Annotated in this window: 21 protein-coding genes; 10 read left to right on the plus strand and 11 right to left on the minus strand. The window is 44.3% G+C overall.

The features are described 5' to 3' along the window. Positions 1 to 259: 259 nt before the first annotated feature. From QQL36_RS16915 to QQL36_RS16940, 6 genes are all read right to left on the minus strand, one after another. A complete protein-coding gene (locus tag QQL36_RS16915; RefSeq protein WP_321570380.1) occupies positions 260 to 1,435 on the minus strand; it encodes a FecR family protein in 1,176 nt (391 codons plus the stop codon). Between the two features lie 54 nt (positions 1,436 to 1,489). Next, complete coding sequence (locus QQL36_RS16920; RefSeq protein ID WP_321570381.1) at positions 1,490 to 2,086, minus strand: RNA polymerase sigma-70 factor; 597 nt, start codon at positions 2,084 to 2,086, stop codon at positions 1,490 to 1,492. Positions 2,087 to 2,478: 392 nt separating this feature from the next. Beyond that, complete coding sequence (locus tag QQL36_RS16925; RefSeq protein ID WP_143709016.1) at positions 2,479 to 2,718, minus strand: hypothetical protein; 240 nt, start codon at positions 2,716 to 2,718, stop codon at positions 2,479 to 2,481. Between the two features lie 358 nt (positions 2,719 to 3,076). Next, complete coding sequence (locus tag QQL36_RS16930) at positions 3,077 to 3,262, minus strand: hypothetical protein (protein ID WP_083727178.1); 186 nt, start codon at positions 3,260 to 3,262, stop codon at positions 3,077 to 3,079. Positions 3,263 to 3,273: 11 nt separating this feature from the next. Then, the gene (locus tag QQL36_RS16935) at positions 3,274 to 3,729 is read right to left on the minus strand and encodes a DUF6934 family protein (RefSeq protein ID WP_321570382.1); all 456 of its coding nucleotides are present in this window, start codon (positions 3,727 to 3,729) and stop codon (positions 3,274 to 3,276) included. A 101-nt stretch (positions 3,730 to 3,830) separates the two neighbouring features. Continuing rightward, positions 3,831 to 4,490 (minus strand): hypothetical protein, encoded by a 660-nt coding sequence (locus QQL36_RS16940; protein WP_083730386.1) that lies wholly within the window; start codon positions 4,488 to 4,490, stop codon positions 3,831 to 3,833. 266 nt (positions 4,491 to 4,756) lie between these two features. On the opposite strand from QQL36_RS16940, the gene QQL36_RS16945 reads away from it, so the two are divergent. Then, positions 4,757 to 5,764: a DUF2157 domain-containing protein gene (locus tag QQL36_RS16945; protein WP_083730385.1), complete on the plus strand. Its 1,008-nt coding sequence runs from the start codon at positions 4,757 to 4,759 to the stop codon at positions 5,762 to 5,764. Further along, positions 5,748 to 6,905, plus strand: a complete 1,158-nt coding sequence (locus tag QQL36_RS16950) for a hypothetical protein (protein ID WP_083730384.1) — start codon at positions 5,748 to 5,750, stop codon at positions 6,903 to 6,905. The genes QQL36_RS16945 and QQL36_RS16950 overlap by 17 nt, the downstream gene beginning before the upstream one ends. Positions 6,906 to 7,157: 252 nt before the next feature. On the opposite strand, the gene QQL36_RS16955 is transcribed toward QQL36_RS16950, so the two are convergent. Then, complete coding sequence (locus QQL36_RS16955) at positions 7,158 to 7,556, minus strand: GNAT family N-acetyltransferase (protein ID WP_083730383.1); 399 nt, start codon at positions 7,554 to 7,556, stop codon at positions 7,158 to 7,160. Positions 7,557 to 7,636: 80 nt separating this feature from the next. On the opposite strand from QQL36_RS16955, the gene QQL36_RS16960 reads away from it, so the two are divergent. The 6 genes from QQL36_RS16960 to QQL36_RS16985 all read left to right on the plus strand — a co-directional run bounded on the left by QQL36_RS16960 (position 7,637) and on the right by QQL36_RS16985 (position 14,142). Beyond that, positions 7,637 to 9,085, plus strand: coding sequence for a PLP-dependent aminotransferase family protein (locus tag QQL36_RS16960; protein WP_321570383.1), 1,449 nt, complete (start codon positions 7,637 to 7,639; stop codon positions 9,083 to 9,085). Positions 9,086 to 9,147: 62 nt separating this feature from the next. Then, positions 9,148 to 10,491: an alpha-L-fucosidase gene (locus QQL36_RS16965; protein WP_083730382.1), complete on the plus strand. Its 1,344-nt coding sequence runs from the start codon at positions 9,148 to 9,150 to the stop codon at positions 10,489 to 10,491. Between the two features lie 77 nt (positions 10,492 to 10,568). After that, entirely contained in the window at positions 10,569 to 11,531 is a 963-nt protein-coding gene (locus QQL36_RS16970; RefSeq protein ID WP_321570384.1) for a polyprenyl synthetase family protein, read from the plus strand. Between the two features lie 62 nt (positions 11,532 to 11,593). Continuing rightward, positions 11,594 to 11,764, plus strand: a complete 171-nt coding sequence (locus QQL36_RS16975) for a hypothetical protein (RefSeq protein ID WP_321570385.1) — start codon at positions 11,594 to 11,596, stop codon at positions 11,762 to 11,764. 117 nt (positions 11,765 to 11,881) lie between these two features. After that, positions 11,882 to 12,769, plus strand: a complete 888-nt coding sequence (locus QQL36_RS16980) for a glycerophosphodiester phosphodiesterase family protein (RefSeq protein WP_321570386.1) — start codon at positions 11,882 to 11,884, stop codon at positions 12,767 to 12,769. Between the two features lie 35 nt (positions 12,770 to 12,804). After that, positions 12,805 to 14,142 (plus strand): DEAD/DEAH box helicase, encoded by a 1,338-nt coding sequence (locus QQL36_RS16985; protein ID WP_321570387.1) that lies wholly within the window; start codon positions 12,805 to 12,807, stop codon positions 14,140 to 14,142. A gap of 163 nt (positions 14,143 to 14,305) precedes the next feature. Here the strand turns inward: QQL36_RS16985 and QQL36_RS16990 are convergent, their stop codons facing one another. Beyond that, entirely contained in the window at positions 14,306 to 16,552 is a 2,247-nt protein-coding gene (locus tag QQL36_RS16990) for a glycoside hydrolase family 2 protein (protein ID WP_321570388.1), read from the minus strand. Positions 16,553 to 16,983: 431 nt separating this feature from the next. On the opposite strand from QQL36_RS16990, the gene QQL36_RS16995 reads away from it, so the two are divergent. After that, positions 16,984 to 18,171, plus strand: a complete 1,188-nt coding sequence (locus QQL36_RS16995) for a DUF1028 domain-containing protein (RefSeq protein ID WP_321570389.1) — start codon at positions 16,984 to 16,986, stop codon at positions 18,169 to 18,171. Positions 18,172 to 18,203: 32 nt separating this feature from the next. On the opposite strand, the gene QQL36_RS35670 is transcribed toward QQL36_RS16995, so the two are convergent. Next, positions 18,204 to 18,332 (minus strand): T9SS type A sorting domain-containing protein, encoded by a 129-nt coding sequence (locus QQL36_RS35670; protein ID WP_415751060.1) that lies wholly within the window; start codon positions 18,330 to 18,332, stop codon positions 18,204 to 18,206. Between the two features lie 51 nt (positions 18,333 to 18,383). Continuing rightward, positions 18,384 to 18,662, minus strand: a complete 279-nt coding sequence (locus QQL36_RS17000; RefSeq protein ID WP_321570390.1) for a hypothetical protein — start codon at positions 18,660 to 18,662, stop codon at positions 18,384 to 18,386. A gap of 219 nt (positions 18,663 to 18,881) precedes the next feature. On the opposite strand from QQL36_RS17000, the gene QQL36_RS17005 reads away from it, so the two are divergent. Continuing rightward, positions 18,882 to 19,355, plus strand: a complete 474-nt coding sequence (locus QQL36_RS17005; protein WP_083730591.1) for a 6-pyruvoyl trahydropterin synthase family protein — start codon at positions 18,882 to 18,884, stop codon at positions 19,353 to 19,355. Between the two features lie 186 nt (positions 19,356 to 19,541). Here QQL36_RS17005 and QQL36_RS17010 read toward each other — a convergent pair whose 3' ends face one another. After that, complete coding sequence (locus tag QQL36_RS17010; RefSeq protein ID WP_321570391.1) at positions 19,542 to 21,773, minus strand: hypothetical protein; 2,232 nt, start codon at positions 21,771 to 21,773, stop codon at positions 19,542 to 19,544. Between the last annotated feature and the right edge of the window lie 372 nt (positions 21,774 to 22,145).

Raw genomic sequence — 22,145 nt, forward strand, 5'->3', positions numbered from 1 at the left:
TTTAGAATTTAAATGCATACATTTGATTTGTTAGGGTAAATAATGTCCCCTCCTGGCTTTGGGCCAGGATTGTGGAATTTGAGAAAGCAATTCATCAGGTTTGCCCTTGCATTCGCCGGAGCAGACTGCAATCAGCTCCGGTTATTTTTTTGTCGGGCAGTAAGTACTATTTTTTCATAACGGGTGATATTATTAGGTTGTAATAATTATTTTCTTCCTGAATAGAACAATGTATCCCCTTTTTTAGGTAAATCAGATATTAAGAGGTGATTATAATTTTCCTTTCTTTAATCTTGTAATGAACATTGCTGAGTTCAAGTATTTTCAAAACGTCGTTTAAGCTGCTATTGCGTTCGATTTTCCCCCCGAATTCCCTTTCAGGTATATTTCCTTCATAAATAACTTCTACGTCGTACCAACGGCTTATCTGGCGCATTACACCGGGTAGTGATTCATGGTTGAAATGAAAATAGCCGTTCTTCCATGCGACTACCTCATCTACATCTATATCTTTTTTTACAGTCATGTTTTCTCCTTGCACGGAAGCTTGTTGGCCTGGCTGGAGGCGCACGCCGGCGGTATTGTGTTGTACCCGAACGGCACCTTCCAGGAGGGTGGTCTGGGTGCTGTTTTCGTCGGGGTAGCCCATGATATTGAATTGGGTGCCTAAGACCTTGACTTCCATGTTGTTTACATTGACGATGAAAGGCATGTGGGCGTTAGGGGCAATTTCAAAATAGGCTTCACCGGAGAGTTGTACTTCCCTGCTATTTCCACTGAAAGCGGTAGGGTACCTGAGAGAGGTGGCGGCATTGAGCCAGACTTTGGAGCCATCCGGCAGGATGATCATGAATTGTCCTCCCCTGGGTGTGACCAGACGATTGTAATGCAGTTCGTTTGTGCCGGCTGCGTCGGCTTTATAGGCGAGTTGACCATTGTTGAGTTTGATGACCTGGACGTTGCCCTGGTGGGCAATAGCGCCGTTGTTGGCGCTGTCGAGGGTGATCTGGCTGCCATCTGCGAGGGTGAGAATGGCTTTGTTACCACCGGGTGCAATTGTATGAGGTTGCGTGGTGGCAATTTGAATGGGTGCTTGTTGGTTATTGTGGGTAAGGTAGAGAATGCTGGTGGCCAGTAGGGCTAATAGGGTAGCTGCTACGGCGTAAAGTATTATTTTATGTGGTATTTTCTCCTGTGTGTGGGCTGGTTGTATGTTTTCCTCCTGCGTTTGGGCAGATAGTATATTTTTCTCCTGTGTTTGCGCAGGTAGCATGTTCTTCTGCGCCTGCGCTGCTAGCATGCCGGCGATGGCCTGCTCCCATTGTAGGCGCATGGCATCGTCTTCCAGGGAGTCCAGCAGGCTGGTGACTTCGTCCTGGGAGATGCTGCCCCTGAGGTATTTTTCTAAAAGGATTGAAAAGGTATTCTGATCCATAACAAGGTAAAGACGCACAACCTGGACAGAGGGAGGTGGTGTTTTGAAAATAAATTATGGGAGGAAGGAAAGTGCCCACAGGATGATGAGGGAGCGGGCGGGGTGATTGGCCAGTGCCCTGCGGAGGGTGACGATGGCCTGGACGATGTAGCTTTTGATAGTAACGGGGGATAAGCCCATGTTTTGGGCGATTTCCTTGTGTTGCATGCCCTGGAAGCGGCTAAGTGTAAAAGCTTTTTGTTGTTGGGGGGAGAGGTTGTGTATAGTACGGAGAATGGTTTGTTCCAGTTCTTTGTATTCCGCCTGTTCCTGTGCGGTGGAGGCTTGCTGCTCCTGGAAGCAATGTTGGATGTATTGTCTGTAAGCCTTGTCGCTGGCCAATTTGCGCAGACGGGAATAGATGATATTACGGGCGGTGATGAAGAGGAAGCCTTCGGGCTTTTCGATAGCGGGAAGGGTGGCGCGTTTTTCCCAGAGCATGGTGAATACATCCTGTGCGATGTCTTCGGCAAAAGCGGGGGATTTGGTAAGGAGGAGGGCGGTATTATAGATAGAGGTCCAGTATTTTTCGAATATAAGTTGGTATGCATGCCGGTCTCCCTGGGCGATCAGTTTCAGCAAATCAACGTCACTATGTGGAACTTTATGCATAATATAGATAAGGAATGTTTTGGGCTGGTGATTTAAAAGTAGTAATAAAAATAGATTTTGCAAATCAATAATTCAAATTAAGTCTGGTTATATTAAGCCCGGCAAGATTGCCGGGCTAATACTTATGCGTGAAAAATGAAGGATGTCTGGCAAGAATACCTGACATGTCTGATATACATTTAACCCCTAATGAAATATCGTATGTAAGAGATATGAAATTGTTAACTCGCTACAAAGGAATTGAAAAGTTCAATGTGAGAATAGTTGTGGGTGGATGTGCAACCCTTGGTTGTGGTTTGATAATCAGGGGATTGTTTTGATAAAAAAAGCCAGGTAAGAATACCCGGCTTGTTTGATAAATATGAATGTGGCAAAAAATGAAGAGGTTGAGGTTAGTTTAGGGATGATTTATCGAAGGTGGGGGTTGGATAACTGTTTAGTTGGGAACAGTTGATGGTGATATTGAAGTTGGAATATTTGGGGATGTGGCGGTAGTTGAGGAGGAGGAGCATGACGAGGCGGAAGGTGGAGGGCTTGCTGCCTTTGGTGATGATGCGTAGGTGTAGGGTTTTGTACCAGTTTGATTCCTGCTGGTGCAGGGAGAGGGTGAATAGTTTTTGTTTGTTGTTCATGATTTTGGGTTTTATGCAAAGAAAGGGGATGGGAGGATGGGAGAGTAGTTGCGGAGGGGTGTGCAGGTGGGGGGAAGGGGTTGATAATGTGGGTGGTAGGGGTGAAAAAAAAGCCTCACGGGGGTGAGGCTATGTTGTTATTTTTCTTTGAATAATGCCATTGGGATGGTGGATTATTTCTTCCCTTTAAGTAATTCGACAGTGATAGGATGCTTTTCTAATATTTCTCTCATACGTTCCTGTTTATTAATCCGGAAAGGGCTATTGTGTAAGTCTTCTACTGAAAAGCTTAAACCTCCTTCAACAGCTTTGTATTTTTTGTGAAAGGTTTTGGAAAATACTGATGTTGTTTCATGGTTTAGTTTTTGTTTTCTTTAAACAGATGCATTGGAATGGGATACTTTTTCAATGTAGCTTTAGCATTTTCCAGCTTTTTAATAATAAATGGGCTTTTGCGTATATCTTCGATTGAAATGCTTACCCCTCCTTCAACTGCTTTATACTTTTTGTTTAAGGTTTCAGAAAATACTGATTTTTTTTTCATGGTTTAAAATTTTAAACTTTTTTAGTTGCTAAAAATGATGAATAGTTTGTACCATTTTTAAATATCTCCCATCCTTTATCCGTTAATCCTTTGACTTCGAAATACTCGTCAATTTCTTCTTTGTAAGCATTGATACTAATTTGATATAATCGGGTTCGTGATGGAGTACTACCCTGAGCAATTATTCCTACTTTATTATACGAATCAATTATTTGCAATACAGTCCTGGCAACTGTCGCAAGAACTTTGTCTCTATCCGGATTATTTGAAATAACTGTATCGCTGATATTTTGGTCATTACCTTCTAAATCGCCAAAGGCTAAATTTAGAACAGGTGTACCATCATCCATTCTATCGAAAAGTATATATGAAATTAATTTCCTTATTTTACCTTTCGGCCCAATACTATCAAACTGGAAAGTTGCATCTTCCTTATTGAAGGTGAAATTATATATTTCCTTGTCCATAACTTTAAATGGCACAAAGTAACATCCCTCTCTCCGGAAAAAACAGTTGCAAGGGCCTGTACAACCCCTGCCAACTGTTTCATTTATAACTCCTTATTCTCTTAAAGTTCCCTCAACCACTTTGACATCCCTTTCAATATCTCCATCGCCTTGTCTATCGCCGCCTTCTCAGGCATCCTATAATGGTTCTGAAAACTTTTAAACGCTATCTCATCCGCCTGCTTTGAGCTAAACAGCTGTATAGCAAAACGCATGATCGCTGTCTCCTGTTTTATAGAAACATGATCGCCCGACCGCACAAATGCAGACATAAGCGTAGCAATAACAGATACAGCAATATTCAATTTGAGTTTTTCTCTGGCAAGGGGTTTATCGGGGTCCGGTGTTCCACCAGATGTATGGAAGAAGCGGTTATCGATAAAGAGCTTTAATCGCTGAACCGCCTGTAATGTGTAATTTAATAAATACACCGTGAAGGAGCCTTCGCCGGTATCTTCGGAAACGTCGGGAAGGGCCTCTGTCAGGCAGTTTTCAAGATGAGATAATACTCTTGAATATGACGATATGAAGTCATTGTAATGTTGAGGAGACGATAATAACACTGCCTTGTTAAAAATGGCAACTTGAATGTCTTTTTCATAGTCTTTAATTTTGTTCTTCTGCTCTTCAAACTCTTCCTGCGTAATCAGCGGAGCATCTTTAATGCTGATGTAACAGACTAGCTCAGACAGAAGGTCAATTGAATTTACAGCGTCCGACATATCCGGTTTTAGGGTTATTCTGAGCGGGCATTAGTACGCTCAGAGATGAGATATATCTGGGGTGGTCGCTGGTTTTGCGGTGGCAAAGCTAAGTCATATTTACAGGTGGATAAAATCTTTCTTTTGTCCAAACTAGCTATCATGGCTGATTTGCAAGTTAAGTCAATGAATTTCAGAGTGAAATTAAGCCGTTAATTTTTCACATTCATGCATATAGCATTCCCCCAATCCTTTTTTATATGAACTTAATGTTATATTTTCCCTGAATGAATATTCGCATGTTCGGGAAACTGGAGCAGGATGGTTTGATCTCCCCCGGGTCAATGTCCAACATCCATGCTGCCACCGGGAAAAAATTGTTTAGCCTCCATTGGGAATTGAAAACCATTCTTTATTTAGGAGTACTGTTATTAAGCGGGGGATTAGGTGTCCTTGTTTACAAAAATATCGATACCATTGGCCATCAGGTCGTACTGTTAGCAATTGCATTGGCTTGTGCCGGCTGTTTTTATTATTGCTTCCGGCGAAAGTTGCCTTTCTCATGGGGAAAGGTTCCAGCTCCCAACCCATTCTTCGATTACATTCTGCTGTTAGGATGTTTATTGTTCATCACCTTTATTACCTACCTGCAAGGAGCGTATGGCGTATTTAAATTCCACTATGGAACAGCTACATTTATTCCTTTGACAGTGTTGTTTTTCAGCGCTTATTACTTTGATCATTTAGGCGTGTTGAGTCTGGCTATTACGAACCTCGCTGCATGGCTGGGTGTAAATGTATCGCCACTGACCTTTATGGAAGGCACGATGTATATAGACACACGCCTGATCATTACAGGATTGATATTGGGAGCCGCCTTGCTGCTGATGGACTACTTTACCCACTACCTGCGAAAGAAACCTCACTTCGGATTTACCTACCGCAACTTCGGTATGCACCTGATGTTGCTGGCTTGTGTAACAGCGATGTTTAAGTCTCATTTTAATTACTATAATGAAGAAAATGCCAGTTACCTGATATGGTTCTTACTTCAGGTCGGCATCAGTTTCTATATCTACAGAGAAGCATTGAAACACCAGTCTTTTTATTTTCTGCTGATGATGGCTTTATATGGTTATGTAGGGTTATCTTATGTAGTAGTAAGATTGCTCATTCTTACAGAGAGCGAGGGTGGTATTTACGCTGGTATCCTGTATTTCATCGCCTCTGCCATTGGATTGATTATATTCCTTATTAACGCAAATAAAAAGATCAAACATGATAGCCTACAATAAACAACAGCTGGATAACAGGGAGATTGTCCTTGAAGCTGAAAAGGCTTTCAGGAAACAATTGATCACACAGGAGGAACTGGCCGCTATTAAAGCCGCCTATCCGGTAGCATTGTATACTCCCAATATATATTTGAGGATAGGATTGTTTATACTAACATTGATAATAGGTATCTTTTCTTATGGGTTCCTGTGTTTAATCATGTTGGGAGGAGCTTCCGAAGATGTGTTTGGAGGTATTAATATCTTTTTTGCAGTAGGTTCTTTTATCGTATTGGAACTGTTGGTGAAAGAAAAAAAACACTATAAGTCTGGTGCAGATGCCGCGTTGATGTGGATGTGTGGAAGTGCTTTGATAGGAGGGATACTGTTATTGGGGGGGAGTATGAGCCCTGTTGGAACAGGCGTATTTGTTCTTATCACTGCTAGCTGGTTTTTCCTGCGGTTTGCTGATCAGGTAATGGGTTGGGTGGCACAACTGGCCTTGTTGTATACTTTGGTCCAAGCCCTGCAGTCACTCTTGTTAATGTTGCCTTTTGTAATAATCGGGGTTTCTTTTGGCATGTACTGGTTGTTTAAAAAGCTGGCCCAGGATGATGCATTCAGGCACTATAAAAGTGTAATGAAAGGAATGCAGGCACTGGCATTGCTGACCCTATATGCAGGAGGAAACTATTTTGTGGTGAGATCGTTTTATGAATCATTGTACAACGGCGAACCCGGATGGCATGTGGTTATTTTACCAATGGGATGGATCTTCTGGATATTGACTGTTGTAATTCCTTTCGTGTATTTATTCTTTGGAATCAAAAATAAAAACCAGATCCTGATCCGTGTGGGAATGATATTGGTAGCAGCTATTGTGTTTACTGTAAGATATTACCATAGCGTAGCACCACTGGAAGTAGCGATGACACTCGGTGGATTGATCATGATCTTATTGGCCTATGGTATTATCAAATATCTGAAAGAACCAAAGCATGGGTTTACTTCTGAGGAAGATGATGAAAAAGGTACACTGGAAGCATTACAGATTGAGTCTATTGTGATCTCACAATCTTTCAAAACAGGTGCACCGGGCAAAGATCGCTTTGATTTTGGTGGTGGTAGTGCCAGTGGCGGTGGTGCAAGTGGAGAATATTAATGCAGGTACTGAATATTAAATAGATAAAACATTCATGAAAGTTGAAATTCACCAACGGGGAGTGAAAACTATTTTCAGAAAAAGAGACCGACGGCTAGTAACCGTCGGTCCTTTGTTGGTGCTGTCAGCAGGTGCATCAACTTTGATGAGAACTAAACTGACACAAAGATAAAATGGCGGAAGGAAGAGCACCAGAGGGGAAGTACGGAAAATGATCCGTAGTTCTACGGAATATAACGGCTGCGTAGATGTCTATTCCTTTCTCGCTATATAAAACGCATTATTCAACCTCGTCATCCCAATCTTTGGATAATACTCCATTGCCGTCGGCGCTGACAATAACAACAACATGGTCTTCGGCCCTATCACCTCCTGCGTCAACGCCACCAATTGCCTCCCAATTCCCGCCATCTGATAATCCTTATTCACCGCCAGATCACCCAGATAGCAACAAAAACAATAATCGGTCAATGACCTCGCTACCCCTACCAATTTCTCCCCATCCCACGCAGATACAACCAGGGGTGAGTTTTTATACATCTCCGCTATCCTCCCCGCATCTTCCGTCGGCCTTTTCAATCCCGCATTGTCATATAATTCAATAATATCCGCTGTAGCCGGAACTGTGTCTGTTTTGTAATGGATGTGCATATTTTTTTGGTTTACCTATCAAAACTACTGCTTGCCAGGACTATCTTTGTATCCCAGTTTTAAAATATAAAGTAGTCCAGATGCTGCCATTTCAAACCCTCATCCCACTAAACAAAACCTTAGCCCTGCCTGTCTACAGGCAGATCGCCAACGCTATTGCCCAACATATCAAAAACGGAATCCTAAAGCCCGAAATGGCCCTGCCAGGTACCCGTGAAATGGCTGAAACCCTGGATGTACACCGCAAAACCGTCGTCGCGGCCTACAGTGAATTACAAATTCAGGGATGGATCCTCGTTACCCCCCGGAAAGGATTTTATGTAGCCGGCAACCTACCGGAACTGAAACCCCGTGAATGGCAACAGGAAGGCGCCAGTGGCTATGGCAAACAAATGTCTGCCCCCTTCCATGTGCTGGCACCCGATTACCAGGGGAGTATCTATCCTCCAAATACCCCATTCCGCCTCATCATTGACGATGGCTGGCCAGATACCCGCTTAGCACCGCTGGACTTACTGATGCGGGAATACAGAAGTCTGCTCAAATTCAAATATAAAAACCCGGTCTCAGGCGCTGTCACTGCCGGCGCTCTCAGTCTGCGGGAAGCTATGGTTGACTACCTCTCTGAAACAAGAGGTATCAAAGCTGATATCCCGAACCTCCTCATCACCCATGGCGCCCAGATGGCTATTTACATTGCTGCACGCCTTACCATTGCCCCCGGCGCCAATGTGATCGCAGGCATACCCGGATATAACACCGCCAGCCAGTTATTTCAACACCTGGGTGCGAACCTCCTCTCTGTACCTGTGGATGAGCAGGGCATAGATACAGACGCCGTTGCAGCTATCTGTAAAAAGCACCCCATCAGCATGCTCTATGTTATTCCTCATCACCATCATCCAACCACCGTCACCCTGAGTCCTGCCAGAAGAATGCACCTGCTGGAACTGGCAGCACAATACAACTTTGCCATCATCGAAGACGATTATGACTATGGCTTCCATTATAATTCCGCTCCTTACCTGCCGCTGGCCAGCGGGCAGCATGATGGAAGAGTGATCTATATAGGCTCTTTTTCTAAATCCCTGGCGGCTTCTGTACGTATCGGATTTATGGTAGGCGCGGAAGACTTTATCCAGCAAGGCATCTACCTGCGCAAATTACTTGACCTGAAAGGGAACCACCTGATGGAAGATGCACTGGCTATACTGATTAAAAACGGAGACATGTCCCGCCACCTGAAAAAGGCGAATAAGGTCTATCATACCCGGTTACAGCATCTGACCACGCTACTGGATACACATATGCCAGGGGTAGTAGAATATACAGTTCCCATGGGTGGCATGGCCATCTGGTCGCAATTCAAAGTGCCTTTAAAAACATTGTCTGCACATGCAGCAAAGCAGGGTCTATACATCAGCGATGGCTCTTTTTATATGGTGAAAAATGCTTGCCGGATTGGGTTTGCGTCTTTGACTACAGCGGAAATGGAGGAGGCCATCACAATCTTAGCCAGCGGTGTTTAATCCCTTGCATTTCGGGGATTTTCTTTGTATTATTATCCATTGCTTATCAACTGGATTCTCTTATGCAAAGAAAATTATGCCTGGCTTTAGCCTTTATTGTCATGTCTTTTAACGTTTCCGCTCAAAAAACCAGCAACGACCCGGGAAAAGAAAAATGGTTCATGGACCTTGGTCTCGGTATGTTTATTCACTGGAGTGTGGATGCACAGCTGGGCGCAGTGATCAGCCATAGTATGGCAGGTGCCTCCGACGAATACCTGGAGCGGTTTACAAAAGAATTGCCCAAAACCTTTAACCCACATAAATTCAATCCTGATGACTGGGCTGTGCTCGCTAAACTCGCAGGTATGAAGTATGTGGTGTTTACAACCAAGCACCACTCCGGTTTTTGTATGTGGGATACAAAGACTACGCCTTTCAATATTATGAATACGCCGTTCAAAAAAGATGCGACCAAAGCCATCTTTGATGCCTTCCGCAAACAAGGCATCGCGATCGGTATCTATTTCTCCCCTGAGGATTTTAATTACTTATATCAGCATCATGTGCCCGTAGGCAGAATGCAGCTGCCACAGCACTTCCCTGAAAAGAACCCGGGGCTGATGGCGCTTGACAAAGCACAGCTGAAAGAACTCTTAAGCAATTACGGTAAGATCGACTTTATCTTCTTCGACGGTCCTGCCGAAGGGCTGAAAGAATACGCCTGGGAACTGCAACCGAACATCGTAGTGACCCGCGGGCAAATGAATACGCCGGAGCAGGAGCTGCCTGATTCGGTATTACCCGGTCCATGGGAGGCTTGTTTTACCATGGGTACAGACTGGCAGTATAAACCTACCAACGACCCTCAGAAATCCGGCACAGAGATGATCAATATGCTCATTGAAACCAGGGCCAAAGGGGGCAATCTCTTACTGAATGTAGGACCCAAACCGGATGGAGAAATCCAGATTGAACAAGAAGCCCTGCTGCGTGAACTGGCCCTGTGGCAGTTTGCCAATAACGAAGCTGTGACAGGCGTACGCCCCTGGCATATGGCCAAAGAAGGCAATGTCTGGTTCACCCGTGGTGGAGATACTTCCACCGTCTATGCCTTTGTACAGGGCGGTAAGGACTGGAAATATGGAGAAAGAAAAGATATGGTGTTTCACACATTGGAGGGAAATGCCCAGACCAAAGTGTCCATTTTAGGCTATGCCAGTGAGCTGGTAGAATATAAGGAAAACTTTGATGCAGGTATCTATTCACAGAATACTCCTGTAGGACTCTTCATCAGTGCGGTAAACGGACAGCGTTTTTACACTGATCGCAAGTGGCCAAACCCTGTAGTACTAAAGATAGAGCATGTAAAATTCAAGCCGGTAGTAACGAACTATCGCCAGAGTACCATCGACGGCGCCAAATAATATGAATGGCTGTCAGCAGGTAAGCTGATGGAGATTGGCTTACCTGCTGACAGAATTTATTATCTTTGGAGCACTTTATGCAATTAGCGAAGAAGATACTAACAGGGGACCTTATACGTTTTGGCCAATATTTGCGCGAATGGATGCAGGGTGATAGTGCGCTTTTTAATAAGATCACTGATTACATTCTACGACATTCCGGCAAGCAGGTACGACCTGTATTTGTATTGCTGAGCGCGCACCTGGCGGGCAATATCACGGAACAAAGTTATAGAGCCGCTGTATTGGTAGAGCTGTTGCACAATGCCTCGCTTGTACACGATGATATCGTAGACGATGCGGCGGAAAGGAGAGGCCAAGCCTCGGTAAACGCCCTCTGGAAAAGCCGCACGGCTGTATTAGTGGGCGATGTTATGTTTTCGAACGGGATGCTGCAATCCCTCTCGATAGGCGATCATAAGATCCTGAAGATATTTTCGGACGCCATTGAAGAGACGATCATCGGAGAGCTGGAACAGCTGACACGCTCGAAAAAGTTAAATTTAAAAGAAGACGTTTATTATACCATCATCCGTCAGAAGACGGCAGCGCTGCTAAAGGCAGCCTGTAGAGCCGGCGCCGCTTCCGCCACTAATAATGAAAGCCTCGTTGAAAAGATCGCATTGTTCGGAGAGAAAGTAGGAATGGCCTTTCAAATCAGAGACGACCTGTTTGATTATGGCACTGAAGATGTCGGCAAACCAGTAGGCAATGACATCCAGGAAAAGAAAGTAACCTTACCCTTAATTTATACAATTGCCAATTGTTCCCCTGCACAACGTAAAGAGTTATTACACATTATCAGGCATCAGAATACCAACAAGGAAAGAATCGCTTACCTGATTTCAGTAGTAAAGGAATGTGGCGGCTTAGACTATGCAACTGAACGCATGTATGCCTTCAGAGACGAGGCTTTGGCCATACTCGATACTTTCGGCAATACAGAAGTGAAAGATGCGTTGGAAGAAATAGTACGCTATACGACTGACAGGAAGTATTAACAGTAAGTTAATGTAAGGAGTCAGTAATTATCCTCAACTTGCAACCACCATACTGTTGCAACATGTTGATCTTACAATTGAAAGATGGCAATGAGACGGTGTTCAAACAGGTCTATGATCTGACACACAAAAAAGTCTACCGCTATTTTCTGAAAAGAAATGCCACACATGATACAGCCAGCGATCTGACCCAACAAACATTTATCCGATTATGGCAATACCGTCAAACTTAAGGAAGACAGCACACCCGATACACAGTTATTTACTGTAGCTAATTCCGTTTTGATAGAACACCTGCGTCGCCATGCCCACCGATATCAATGGTATAATGTGGATTTTAAAATAAAACTATGAAAAGGTTATTAGGTAGTGTTTTAATGCTGGCTTCCCTGGGAGCAGCTGCACAGATTGATGTGCAGGCACATAGAGGTGGACGTGCTTTGATGCCGGAAAATACCATTCCTGCTATGAAGCATGCGATAGATCTGGGTGCACGTACACTGGAACTGGATTGTGTGATCTCCAAAGATAAGAAGGTAGTTGTGTCGCACGACCTGTATATGTCGGCTGACTTTATGCGGACCCCGGAAGGAAAGGATATTGAAAAGGCCGGTGAACAATCCTACAAGTTGTACACCATGCCATATGACAGTATCCGGAAATACGATGCCGGTACCAAACCACATAAAGACTTTCCAAAGCAGGTGAAGATGAAAACGTATAAACCACTGTTGTCCGAACTGATTGACAGCGTGGAAGCTTACGTAAAAACGCATCACCTGAAACCGATGTATTACAACATGGAGACCAAGTGCTCTCCTGACGGGGATGGCACTTTTCACCCGGCACCGGATGAGTTTGTGGCACTGATGATGAAGGTGATCAGGGACAAAGGCATCCAGAACAGGGTGACTGTACAATCTTTTGACATCCGGACTTTGCAGGTGATCCACAAACTATACCCAAAGCAAAAACTCGCACTGCTGGTATACGGGAAGGACTCTTTCGATATGAATATTGAGAAGTTGGGCTTTACCCCGGATATCTACAGCCCTTATTCCGCGCTGGTAAACAAGGACCTGATCACCACCGCCCACAATAAGAAAGTGCAGGTATTGCCCTGGACGGTGAATGACCCACAGGAAATGCAAAAGATGATAGACCTGGGCGTAGATGGAATCATTACCGATGATCCGGAATCCCTGGTGAAATTGGCCGGAAGTTATCAGAAGAAATAGATTCAGTACCTTTGCGGTTCATTTTGAATCGAATTATGACTTTTGATGAATTAAACCTCAGCAAGCCTTTATTGAATGCCCTGAGTGACCTGGGCTATACAACGCCCACTACCATTCAGGAGAAGGCCTTTTCTGTGGTCATGTCCGGTCAGGACGTATGTGGCATTGCACAGACCGGTACGGGTAAAACCTTTGCTTACCTGCTACCAGCTTTGCGGCAGTGGAAGTTTTCCAAAGATCGCTATGCCCAGATCCTGGTAGTAGTGCCTACCCGCGAGCTGGTTACCCAGGTAGTGGAGGCGGTAAAGAAGCTGACTCCCTATATGAATGTGGCGGTCGCCGGATTTTTTGGTGGGGTGAATATGAACCCACAGATGGTGACTGCCAATGAAAAACTGGATGTGGTAGTAGCGACCCCTGGCCGGTTGGTGGACCTGGTGCTGAGTGGTGCATTGAAACTGAAAGCTATTAAGCGACTGGTGATCGATGAGGTGGATGAAATGCTGAACCTTGGTTTTCGTCCGCAACTGAAACATATCCTGGATTTACTGCCGGCTAAAAGGCAAAACCTGCTCTTTTCGGCGACTATTACCCCGGAAGTAGAAGATCTGATGGAGGTGTACTTCAATGCACCAATAACGATAGAAGCTGCACCTGTGGGTACGCCACGTGAGAATATCAGTCAGACAGGGTACGCAGTACCGAACTTCAATACAAAGGTCAACCTGCTGGAACTGCTGCTGAAAACACGCGGGGAGATGAGCAAGGTGCTGATCTTTGCTGCTACCAAAGAACTGGCCAACCAGCTGTATGAGCAGTTAGAAACGAAGTTTCCTGAGCGGGTGGGTGTCATTCACTCCAATAAAGAGCAGAACCATCGTTTTAATACGGTAAAGAAATTCAAATCAGGCGAATACCGGTTCCTGATTGCTACAGATATCATCGCGAGAGGTATTGATATTGAAGATGTGAGCCATGTGCTGAACTTTGATGTACCTGAGGTACCGGAGAGCTACCTGCACCGGATAGGTCGTACCGGTCGTGCGGACAAGCATGGTAAGTCAATCATTTTCCATACGGAGCGGGAGAAAGAGGCATTGGAAAGAATTCAGACTTTGATGAATTATGAGATTCCTTTGGAACCATTGCCGGAAGAGCTGGAAATCTCCAATGTGCTGACAGATGATGAAATGCCGGAGGTGAAGATGAAGAACTTCCTGGTGGCTTTGCCAAAGCTGGAAACTTATGGACCTGCTTTCCATGAGAAGAAGGATAAGAATAAGAAAGTGAATGTAAAGATCTCCCATAAGGAGAAGATGCAGATGAAATATGGTAAACCTAAAACAAGAGGCGCCAAGAAGAAAAGGAAATAACTAAAAAGACCCGGCTTATACAGCCGGGTCTTTTTAGTTATAGAAGCGTCGAAGAAGCATCGAACAAGCATCGAAGAAGCGTCGAACAAGCATCGAACAGCGCTTATAGAAAGGTCGAAGAAAGCTTATAGAAGCGTCGAACAAACCTTATAGAACTTCCTGTTTATTTCCATGTTTTTTCGCCTTTCTTCATCTTGTCATAAATCGCCTGATACTCCGGTATCTCTTCCTCATGCGCCAGTTCCACTGATTTTACCATCCATTTCAGGGCATTTTCCTTATCTCCCAGCCTGTACAACAGGTTCGCATAAGTACCCATGGTAAATGTATTTCTTTCTATCTCCACCACTCTTTCCATCCATTTCAGGGCCTGATTTAATAAAACAGTATCCTCCGTACCATTGAATACCTTTTGCGCCATGCTGCTGATTTTGGTAGGGGAGAAGCTGGTACCGCCCTTACTCAGGTAGTCGGTCACGCTTTCCGTCATAGGCTGCCAGTCATGCGTCTTTTTCGCATCAGCTTCCATTTCCAGGATAGCGAGGAATTGGGGTCGGAATGGATCGGGTATAGAAGTCGTATCTGCATTTTTAAGCCCGAGATCCATATTGAATGTCTGTGGAATAAAGGCGGCGTGTATTTTACGCAGGGTATCGAGCGGTACTTTGATGATCTCACGATCGTAAGTCATGAGGCCATTTTCCTCAATTTCCACATCGTAAGGTTCAGTATATATGGAGCCAGACTGGCCCTGAGTTTCGTAGTCTTTTAGCTTTTTAACCATAGATGCGTAGCGGGTACTTAACTCCGCCGGGGTGATCTTTACATATCCCCAACCGGCTACAGCATCCCATTCATGGTTTTTGACAGGTACGCCGATGCCACCCCATTCACCCAATACCCTTGCTTTGCCGGGGAGTGCCGGTGCAATACCGGGGCCCGGGTAGTCATGTACATCAGCAAAGTCTGCACTGGCCCACTTTTCAGCAACCTCTTGTCCATCCATCTCGTAGTTTTCGCCGGTATGACCGTTTACAAGACGGGTAGGGTCTGTGCTCTTCAGCCATTTGGTCAGGCGGAGCTGATCGTAGGTAAACCAGCCTTCATTGAAGAGTACCCATGAAATGATGGAAGGATGGTTGTAAAGTTGTGCTACGTTAGCCGCGCTTTCTTTTTCAAAAGCCTCCTTTGCTTCAGGTTTCAGACTGGCACAGGTCACCATATCCTGCCAAACGAGCATGCCCAGTTTATCTGCATAGTAATACCACCGGGCAGGTTCTATTTTGATGTGCTTACGGATAGTGTTGAATCCCATGGCTTTGATGGCTTCGATGTCAAAGCGGAGGGCGTCGTCCGTTGGTGCGGTATAAAGACCATCCGGCCAGAAACCCTGATCGAGTACGCCAAGGTTGTAGGTATATTTATCATTCAGGTAAATCCTTTCCTGTCCTTTCGGATCTTTTTTGATAGCGATTTTGCGCATGCCGAAATAAGAAGTAACGACATCGGAAGTATCTCCATTCTGAATGAGCTTCACAGAGAGGTCATAGAGAAAAGGATCTTCCGGGCTCCACAGGTGTGCTTTGGGAACAGGTATTTTGATGATTTCATTGGTTTTGCCTTTGGCGGAGCTGATTATTTTACCATTGGTGCTGGCGAATGCTGCTACCTTATAGTTTCCTGTCATACCACCGGTTTTGACGGCGAGGGAAAGGAAACCGCCGTCTACATCAGGCGTAACCACGAGAGAGGAGATGTAGGTGTCAGGTACGGTTTCGAGCCATACGGTTTGCCAGATACCGGTGGTAGCGGTATAGCGGATGCCTTTGGGAGCCAGTACCTGTTTGCCATGGGGATTGATGCCCTGGTCAGAAGGATCCCATACGCTCACCAGTATTTCATTGTCGCGTTCTTTCAGCAGGCGGGTGATGTCGTAAGTAAAGTTCTGGTAGCCACCGGTGTGGGTGCCGGCTTGTTTGCCATTTACATAGACAGTGCTTTGCCAGTCCACGGCGCCGAAGTGTAAAAGGATCCGTTTTCCTTCAAGCCGTGAAATGGGGGGCAGGGTACGTCTGTACCAAAGTCGTTGTGAGGGCAATACAGCCTTTTTAACGCCCGATAATGCCGATTCGATAGGATAAGGCACCAGGATTTCTCCGGCGAAAATTACAGGCTTTGTAGCGTCTTTGTCAGTAATGGCGTATTCCCATAGTCCGTTTAGGTTTTGCCAGTTGTCACGGATCATCTGGGGACGTGGATATTCAGGCAGTGCGTTCGTGGGAGATACGAGTTTGGCCCAGCGGGTTTGCAGGGCTACAGGTTGTAGCTGCCAGTTGGTCTGCGCGTGTAAAACATGTGCTGTACAGGAAAAAGTGAGAGAAACAGCAAGGTGTTTAACAAAACGTTTCATTATAAAGGTTTAAGTGGCTAACGAATATAACTGCCACAGGGGAAGTATATCCGCAGTCATAAAAGGTGAAATATGATTAGTTGCGGATAATGAGAAAAAGTAACATCGCCCCACGCGGAATATCAGGTACAGCGGTAAAGCTGTACTTTTCAGGATTTTTTTAATAATCAGACGCATGAAAGTTGGGCATTAGGCTGATAGGGAATTATTACGCATTACTTGAATCAAATGTGAGGAAAGAAACTGAATCTGCAAGTAGAAAGTGACCGGCGGTAGCCTCATTAGTAAAGGAATTATAAATTATAGAATATTTGATTTGTAGGCGAGTGGATGTGGGGAAGTTGACGATGGGCTGATGAAGGATAGCGTGATGATAAATAAAGGTGCGGCGAGGATGCAACCTTTTTTATAAAATGGATACTTTGTCAGATATGAGAACTATAATTTTCCTTTTGTTGACCATCCCTGGATTCGGGCAAAATTTGCCATCTCTCTTACTAAATAAGGATATCAATGCCACATTTTCAATTACTGCCTATGATCCTGCTGCTGCGGAGTGGGGAATTGCAGTGGCCACGAATAATATCTATGTAGGGAATTCTACTATTTATATTGAGCCGGGAGTGGGGGCCTTTTCTGTAATTGCGGAGACGGAGCCGGCATATGGTGTAAATGGATTGGCGCAATTAAAAAAAATGCCATTAAAAGAGGCTATTGAATATACAAGCGCACATGATGAAGATGCCGGATTGAGACAAGTAGCCGGGATTGATAAAGAAGGAAATACTTATGCATATGTTGGCAAAGAATTGAAATACTGGAAAGGAATAGCCGGCGCAAAAAGCGGGAAGAACTATGTAGTAATAGGCAATCAGCTGGCAGCCGGTGTGCTGGATAGTATGGGGGTAGTATTTGAACGAACTAAAGGTACCCTGGCAGAACGTTTGTTGGCAGCAATAGTGGCAGGCCAACAGGCGGGTGGTATGATTACTGGCAAACAATCTGCTGCGCTGATGGTAAAAGGCACGCACAATGAATGGTACAATCAGATAGATATAAGAGTTGATCATTCATTGACTCCTTTTGAAGACCTGAGCAGGTTATTGAGTTTTCATTATGGGAGGATCAGATTGAATCAGGCCATCTTTCAATTGAAAAAAGATAACAGGGAAAAAGGAATCGCATTACTGGAACAGGCCACTACTATGCTGGAAGGATGGAAAGGGATGCGGGCCAAAATAGCCATGGCGAATATACTGGCAGGTAGAGAAGCGCAGGCAGCTAAAATTTTAGAAGGAGTAAATAAAGAATATATCCCCGCTTTTTACTGCCTGAAAAATTATATTGATATAGACACAGCACAATTTGATAGTAAAGATTGGAACAGTGCAGTAGAAATGTTGATACAATTAAAACGGAATAAAGAGGCAGTGCGTGTAGCAAATGATGTAGTAATACAATACCCGGCCGATTCTTATAGCTGGTACATGTTGGGAAAGGCATACAAAGATGATGGCAAAATAAAAGAAGGGAATAAATGTTTTGAAAGAGCTGTGAACCTGGATAAAGATAATGTTGAAGCACTTGCCGCATTAAATAATCAACAGGCCGGAGAATGAAATCTCCGGCCTGTTGATTATACAGAAAAACCTTATTGTATAACGATCTTCTTCGTCACAGCCGCATTTTTCGTACTGATCTGTATAAAATACAAACCCGCCGGCAAGCCCTTTCCGATATTTATCTTTGATTGATGTTGGGTTTGCTGATCACTCACCACTGTACCTGCTGAAGGCCGGCCACCGGTAGAACAGGCCTAGTACAGGTAGTATTACACACATTCAGGCGCCCGGAAGGTGCCGGCAAAGTCCATAACATACGTATTGATCCAGCTGGGCCAGGTACCGGATGCAAAAACCATGGAGGCAGTAGTCCAGTTGATCAGGTCTGTAGAAGTAAGGTGATAGATCTGCGCACCGGTGCCAAATACATGATAGACGCCGTTCCGCTTGATAATAGTAGAAGGGTCGTGGATGCCTGTGAGGCCCTGTAGGGCATAGGATGAGAGGCATACGAATAGGGAAATAATGAAAAGTGTAAAAGTTTTCATAACAGTAAAAGGGTTTTATCGGTGAAATTTAAGAAAGCATCAATTTGGGGCATACAGCAGCAGAAAAGAGGTATTCTTTCTTTTAGAGAGCGTTCAATCTGGCGTTAAAGAGCTATCGTGTTAATTTTACGATTAATTAAATGCATATCAATTTGTGAATATAGCATCAGGATATGATAATTTAAATCAACCCATTTGTTAAAATGACATAAATCATGAATGTCGATTGTTATTTGCTGTAGCTTTGCAAAAATTCGAGAACGATCAGTGTTGCAAATCACTAAAATATTCAACTTCGAAACGGCACATGCACTGTATGGATACGCCGGTAAATGCAGGAACTTACACGGGCATTCCTATAAGCTGCATGTAACTGTCAGCAGTAAAACACCTGAAGAAGGATACCTGGGGGGCACGGGGATTTTGATGGACTTTAAAGACCTGAAAAAACTGGTGAATGAAAAAGTGGTTGATAAATTCGATCACCGCCTTATTCTATCCAAAGCTTACCTGGCCGCTAATCCGAATTTGGGAGAGCTGGAAAACCTCGAAATCTGGGACATCGAACCATCCGCAGAAAACATTATCCTGTATATCAAACAGGAACTGCAAGGTGGGTTCCCCGAAGATGTAGAGTTAGTTAAACTGGTTTTGTATGAAACCAGCGATTCTTACGCCGAATGGATCAAGTAATATATTTGAATCTAAGCCGCAATAGAGTGGATCAAGTCACAAACTGGTGGTTGTATCATGGGAATCATCGCATAGCTTTAAGGACCAACATTATGGTAAACTGATACACCCTTTTTCCAATAAGAGGCCTGAGCAATGCTCAGGCCTTTTTGTTGTAGCCTATATACTATATACAGGCCCGCTGTTCTATACTGTCAATTGTGCCTGTGGCAACTCGCACGCACCGCCTGCACAGGCGATCGCACCCAGGGTGTTCACATCCACATAATCAGGTAATTCTTCTTTGTATTTGCTCCAGTCGATCATCTTTGCATTCTTCACGATCGTCATGTAGCGATAATAACGATGCACATCTTTCAATGCATAAGTCATCTTTTTCAGATCTTTCTTAAAGTAGTTCTTCGCAAACTTTTTTGCACGTCTGATCCAGTCTTTCTGGTAGAAGATCTTTTCACGGCTTCCTTCCAGCGGCAGGTTCCTGTCCAGCACATACATACATGCTTTCCACAGATCCTGGTCAAATGCATGCAGACCATCCACGATCAGACCTGATGCCATGATCACACCATCTCCATACATTTTGATCAGCTCCTCCGGTGTAAACACTTCTGAATAAGGTGCCTGATTGTATTCCAGTGAACCAGACATACCCAGCAGAGAAATACCTGCAAAGTATTGACGGTTGGCATAGATATAATCAGTTACATCTTCCCAGTTATCTACTGAAATTGTATTGGATACATTGTGTCTTACAGATGGTATTACACATCTTTCTATATTGGTACCCGGATACACCCAGTTTTCCATAATAAACTTCACGATCTCCAGGTGTTTCACACCATATACATCATGCTTGCTCATGGCCTTTGGTTCTGCTTCCATTGCAAAGCCGATAGCATAGTCACGACCATTGAAATCCCACACACTTTTCTCTACCAGTTCGGGATTCTGTGACTTGAAAAACTCTACACCATATTCATCCGGATTCACCTGTACATAACGGATCCAGCGTTTGCCTTCCACCGGTTTTACGCCTGATGAGGAACCGAGTATGATAGCACCATTACCATCAGGTTTACTGAGGGTAGTACGTGCTGCATAATTGATACCTAGTACAGCAGCCAGTTCCTTGTTGATATCTTTGATAAGTTGTACCCCCTCTGCCAATGTTTCTTTGTTTAGCAGTACATCAGGATTATCTAACCAACCTGATATAGCACAACCTAATAAGGCTTCGTTTTTAAAGATCTCTTCTGTTACACCACCTACGTAATCGAAGGTAGTATAACCTGCCTGCAATGTACCTAAGATAGCGAGTGCCTTACACATGCGCAGGAACGTCTTCTTATCTTTGCACATCGCACCGTTACCCGTTGTCAGGTTGCATCCCTGCCAGCCGGATACCCATCCATCTTCTGTTTTCAGCTTAGGTACCATCCCTACTTCCACACATGGGTTGTACAGAATTTCAAGATCATCCAGCCATACAAAACCGGGTTCACCATATTCTTTTACTGATTCCATAATGGACTGAAACTCTTCGTAAGTAGTTGCTGATTTCAGGAGAGCGACTGAGTTATTAGAGCGTGCACGTTGGGGTTGTGTGATATACCAGTTACCAGTTTTGGCATTCAGCATTTCTTCATCATCTTTGCTGAAGATACAGATGGTAGCACTTCTTCTTACACCACCAGCCAGTACTGCATTTGAAGCATGCATCACGATGTCGTATGCAAGAATGCTTCTCATAGTACCACCCTGTGATTTCAGCCACTGTTCGATGATATCTTCTATTTTCTGGATCGCTGTTTTCAACGGATCAGAACCCGGCGCTTTGAACCCGGAAGAGATGTACGCACCCTTTGGTCTGATGAGGGAATAGTCCAGTCTTACTTCATATCCCCAATAGGTCTGGAACTTTTTGTCTGCCCTGAAATAGGATGCCAGCAATACGCCAATCGCATCTGCCCAACCTTCTATACTGTCTTCAATAATAAAGGTCTTGGTTCCTTTGTCACGTGCCTGTAATTCAGGAAGTTTTGCAATATGCTGCTGCTGTACTGAAAAACCCACTCCACAACCGCTCAACAGCCACCACATGGACTCTCTGAAGAATTCAGCCCTGTCGCAATAAGAGGTCAGACAGTTATACATCTTGGAGTTGTGACGCAGGATGGGGAACCCGCCAAATTGTAATGCCCGCTGAGAACCTAATACCAGTTTATCAACATAAGCATCTTCTGCAAAATCCATGTACTCCGACAACACCTTGTTATCAAGCAGGTGTGCGTATTTGTCTCGGTGCATTTTCATGACCCGCTCCCGGATGGCTTCTTCCCAGGTTTCCTTCCTGCTTAATTCAGGACGGTACTTTAAATAGCCGGTCTGTAGCTTAAATTCTGATAAAAAGTTCTGCATGCTCTAAAAGTCTTGATTTTTAATGCCTAACAATGGTATTGGCTAGGAATAAACAGCGAAGTTTGGTGTTATGATAACACTACAAAGGTATTCGATTGGGGAGGATGGAGGGGAGAAAGTTAAACACATGTGTGCATAACTAATTGCCGCCTGAAATATAGTATTACTATATCGCTTTAAGGGTATCAAAAGGTCATCAAAAGAGCACCTTTTTATCCCCGGGATATTGAGGTACCCTTTGAGTGACGAATTGGTAGCGAAGCCGTACTATGGTCGTGCACTGGATTTCTTCAAGAGATTTATTTTTGTCCTCAGACTTAATTCAATTTATCTTCACATATAAAATTCACACTATTAGTACCAGACTTACCA

The organism is Chitinophaga sp. LS1 (assembly GCF_034274695.1).
In the GTDB taxonomy this organism is placed as follows: domain Bacteria; phylum Bacteroidota; class Bacteroidia; order Chitinophagales; family Chitinophagaceae; genus Chitinophaga.

Excerpts from the sequence above, each read along its gene's own strand:
- QQL36_RS17010 (WP_321570391.1), bottom strand. The coding sequence starts at position 21,773 with ATGCAGAACTTTTTATCAGAATTTAAGCTACAGACCGGCTATTTAAAG.
- QQL36_RS16970 (WP_321570384.1), top strand. The coding sequence starts at position 10,569 with ATGCAATTAGCGAAGAAGATACTAACAGGGGACCTTATACGTTTTGGC.
- QQL36_RS16955 (WP_083730383.1), bottom strand. The coding sequence starts at position 7,556 with ATGCACATCCATTACAAAACAGACACAGTTCCGGCTACAGCGGATATT.
- QQL36_RS16990 (WP_321570388.1), bottom strand. The coding sequence starts at position 16,552 with ATGAAACGTTTTGTTAAACACCTTGCTGTTTCTCTCACTTTTTCCTGT.
- QQL36_RS17005 (WP_083730591.1), top strand. The coding sequence starts at position 18,882 with ATGTCGATTGTTATTTGCTGTAGCTTTGCAAAAATTCGAGAACGATCA.
- QQL36_RS16930 (WP_083727178.1), bottom strand. The coding sequence starts at position 3,262 with ATGAAAAAAAAATCAGTATTTTCTGAAACCTTAAACAAAAAGTATAAA.
- QQL36_RS16965 (WP_083730382.1), top strand. The coding sequence starts at position 9,148 with ATGCAAAGAAAATTATGCCTGGCTTTAGCCTTTATTGTCATGTCTTTT.
- QQL36_RS16985 (WP_321570387.1), top strand. The coding sequence starts at position 12,805 with ATGACTTTTGATGAATTAAACCTCAGCAAGCCTTTATTGAATGCCCTG.
- QQL36_RS16935 (WP_321570382.1), bottom strand. The coding sequence starts at position 3,729 with ATGGACAAGGAAATATATAATTTCACCTTCAATAAGGAAGATGCAACT.
- QQL36_RS16980 (WP_321570386.1), top strand. The coding sequence starts at position 11,882 with ATGAAAAGGTTATTAGGTAGTGTTTTAATGCTGGCTTCCCTGGGAGCA.
- QQL36_RS16940 (WP_083730386.1), bottom strand. The coding sequence starts at position 4,490 with ATGTCGGACGCTGTAAATTCAATTGACCTTCTGTCTGAGCTAGTCTGT.
- QQL36_RS17000 (WP_321570390.1), bottom strand. The coding sequence starts at position 18,662 with ATGAAAACTTTTACACTTTTCATTATTTCCCTATTCGTATGCCTCTCA.
- QQL36_RS16920 (WP_321570381.1), bottom strand. The coding sequence starts at position 2,086 with ATGCATAAAGTTCCACATAGTGACGTTGATTTGCTGAAACTGATCGCC.
- QQL36_RS16960 (WP_321570383.1), top strand. The coding sequence starts at position 7,637 with ATGCTGCCATTTCAAACCCTCATCCCACTAAACAAAACCTTAGCCCTG.
- QQL36_RS16945 (WP_083730385.1), top strand. The coding sequence starts at position 4,757 with ATGAATATTCGCATGTTCGGGAAACTGGAGCAGGATGGTTTGATCTCC.
- QQL36_RS16915 (WP_321570380.1), bottom strand. The coding sequence starts at position 1,435 with ATGGATCAGAATACCTTTTCAATCCTTTTAGAAAAATACCTCAGGGGC.
- QQL36_RS16950 (WP_083730384.1), top strand. The coding sequence starts at position 5,748 with ATGATAGCCTACAATAAACAACAGCTGGATAACAGGGAGATTGTCCTT.
- QQL36_RS16925 (WP_143709016.1), bottom strand. The coding sequence starts at position 2,718 with ATGAACAACAAACAAAAACTATTCACCCTCTCCCTGCACCAGCAGGAA.
- QQL36_RS16975 (WP_321570385.1), top strand. The coding sequence starts at position 11,594 with ATGTTGATCTTACAATTGAAAGATGGCAATGAGACGGTGTTCAAACAG.
- QQL36_RS16995 (WP_321570389.1), top strand. The coding sequence starts at position 16,984 with ATGAGAACTATAATTTTCCTTTTGTTGACCATCCCTGGATTCGGGCAA.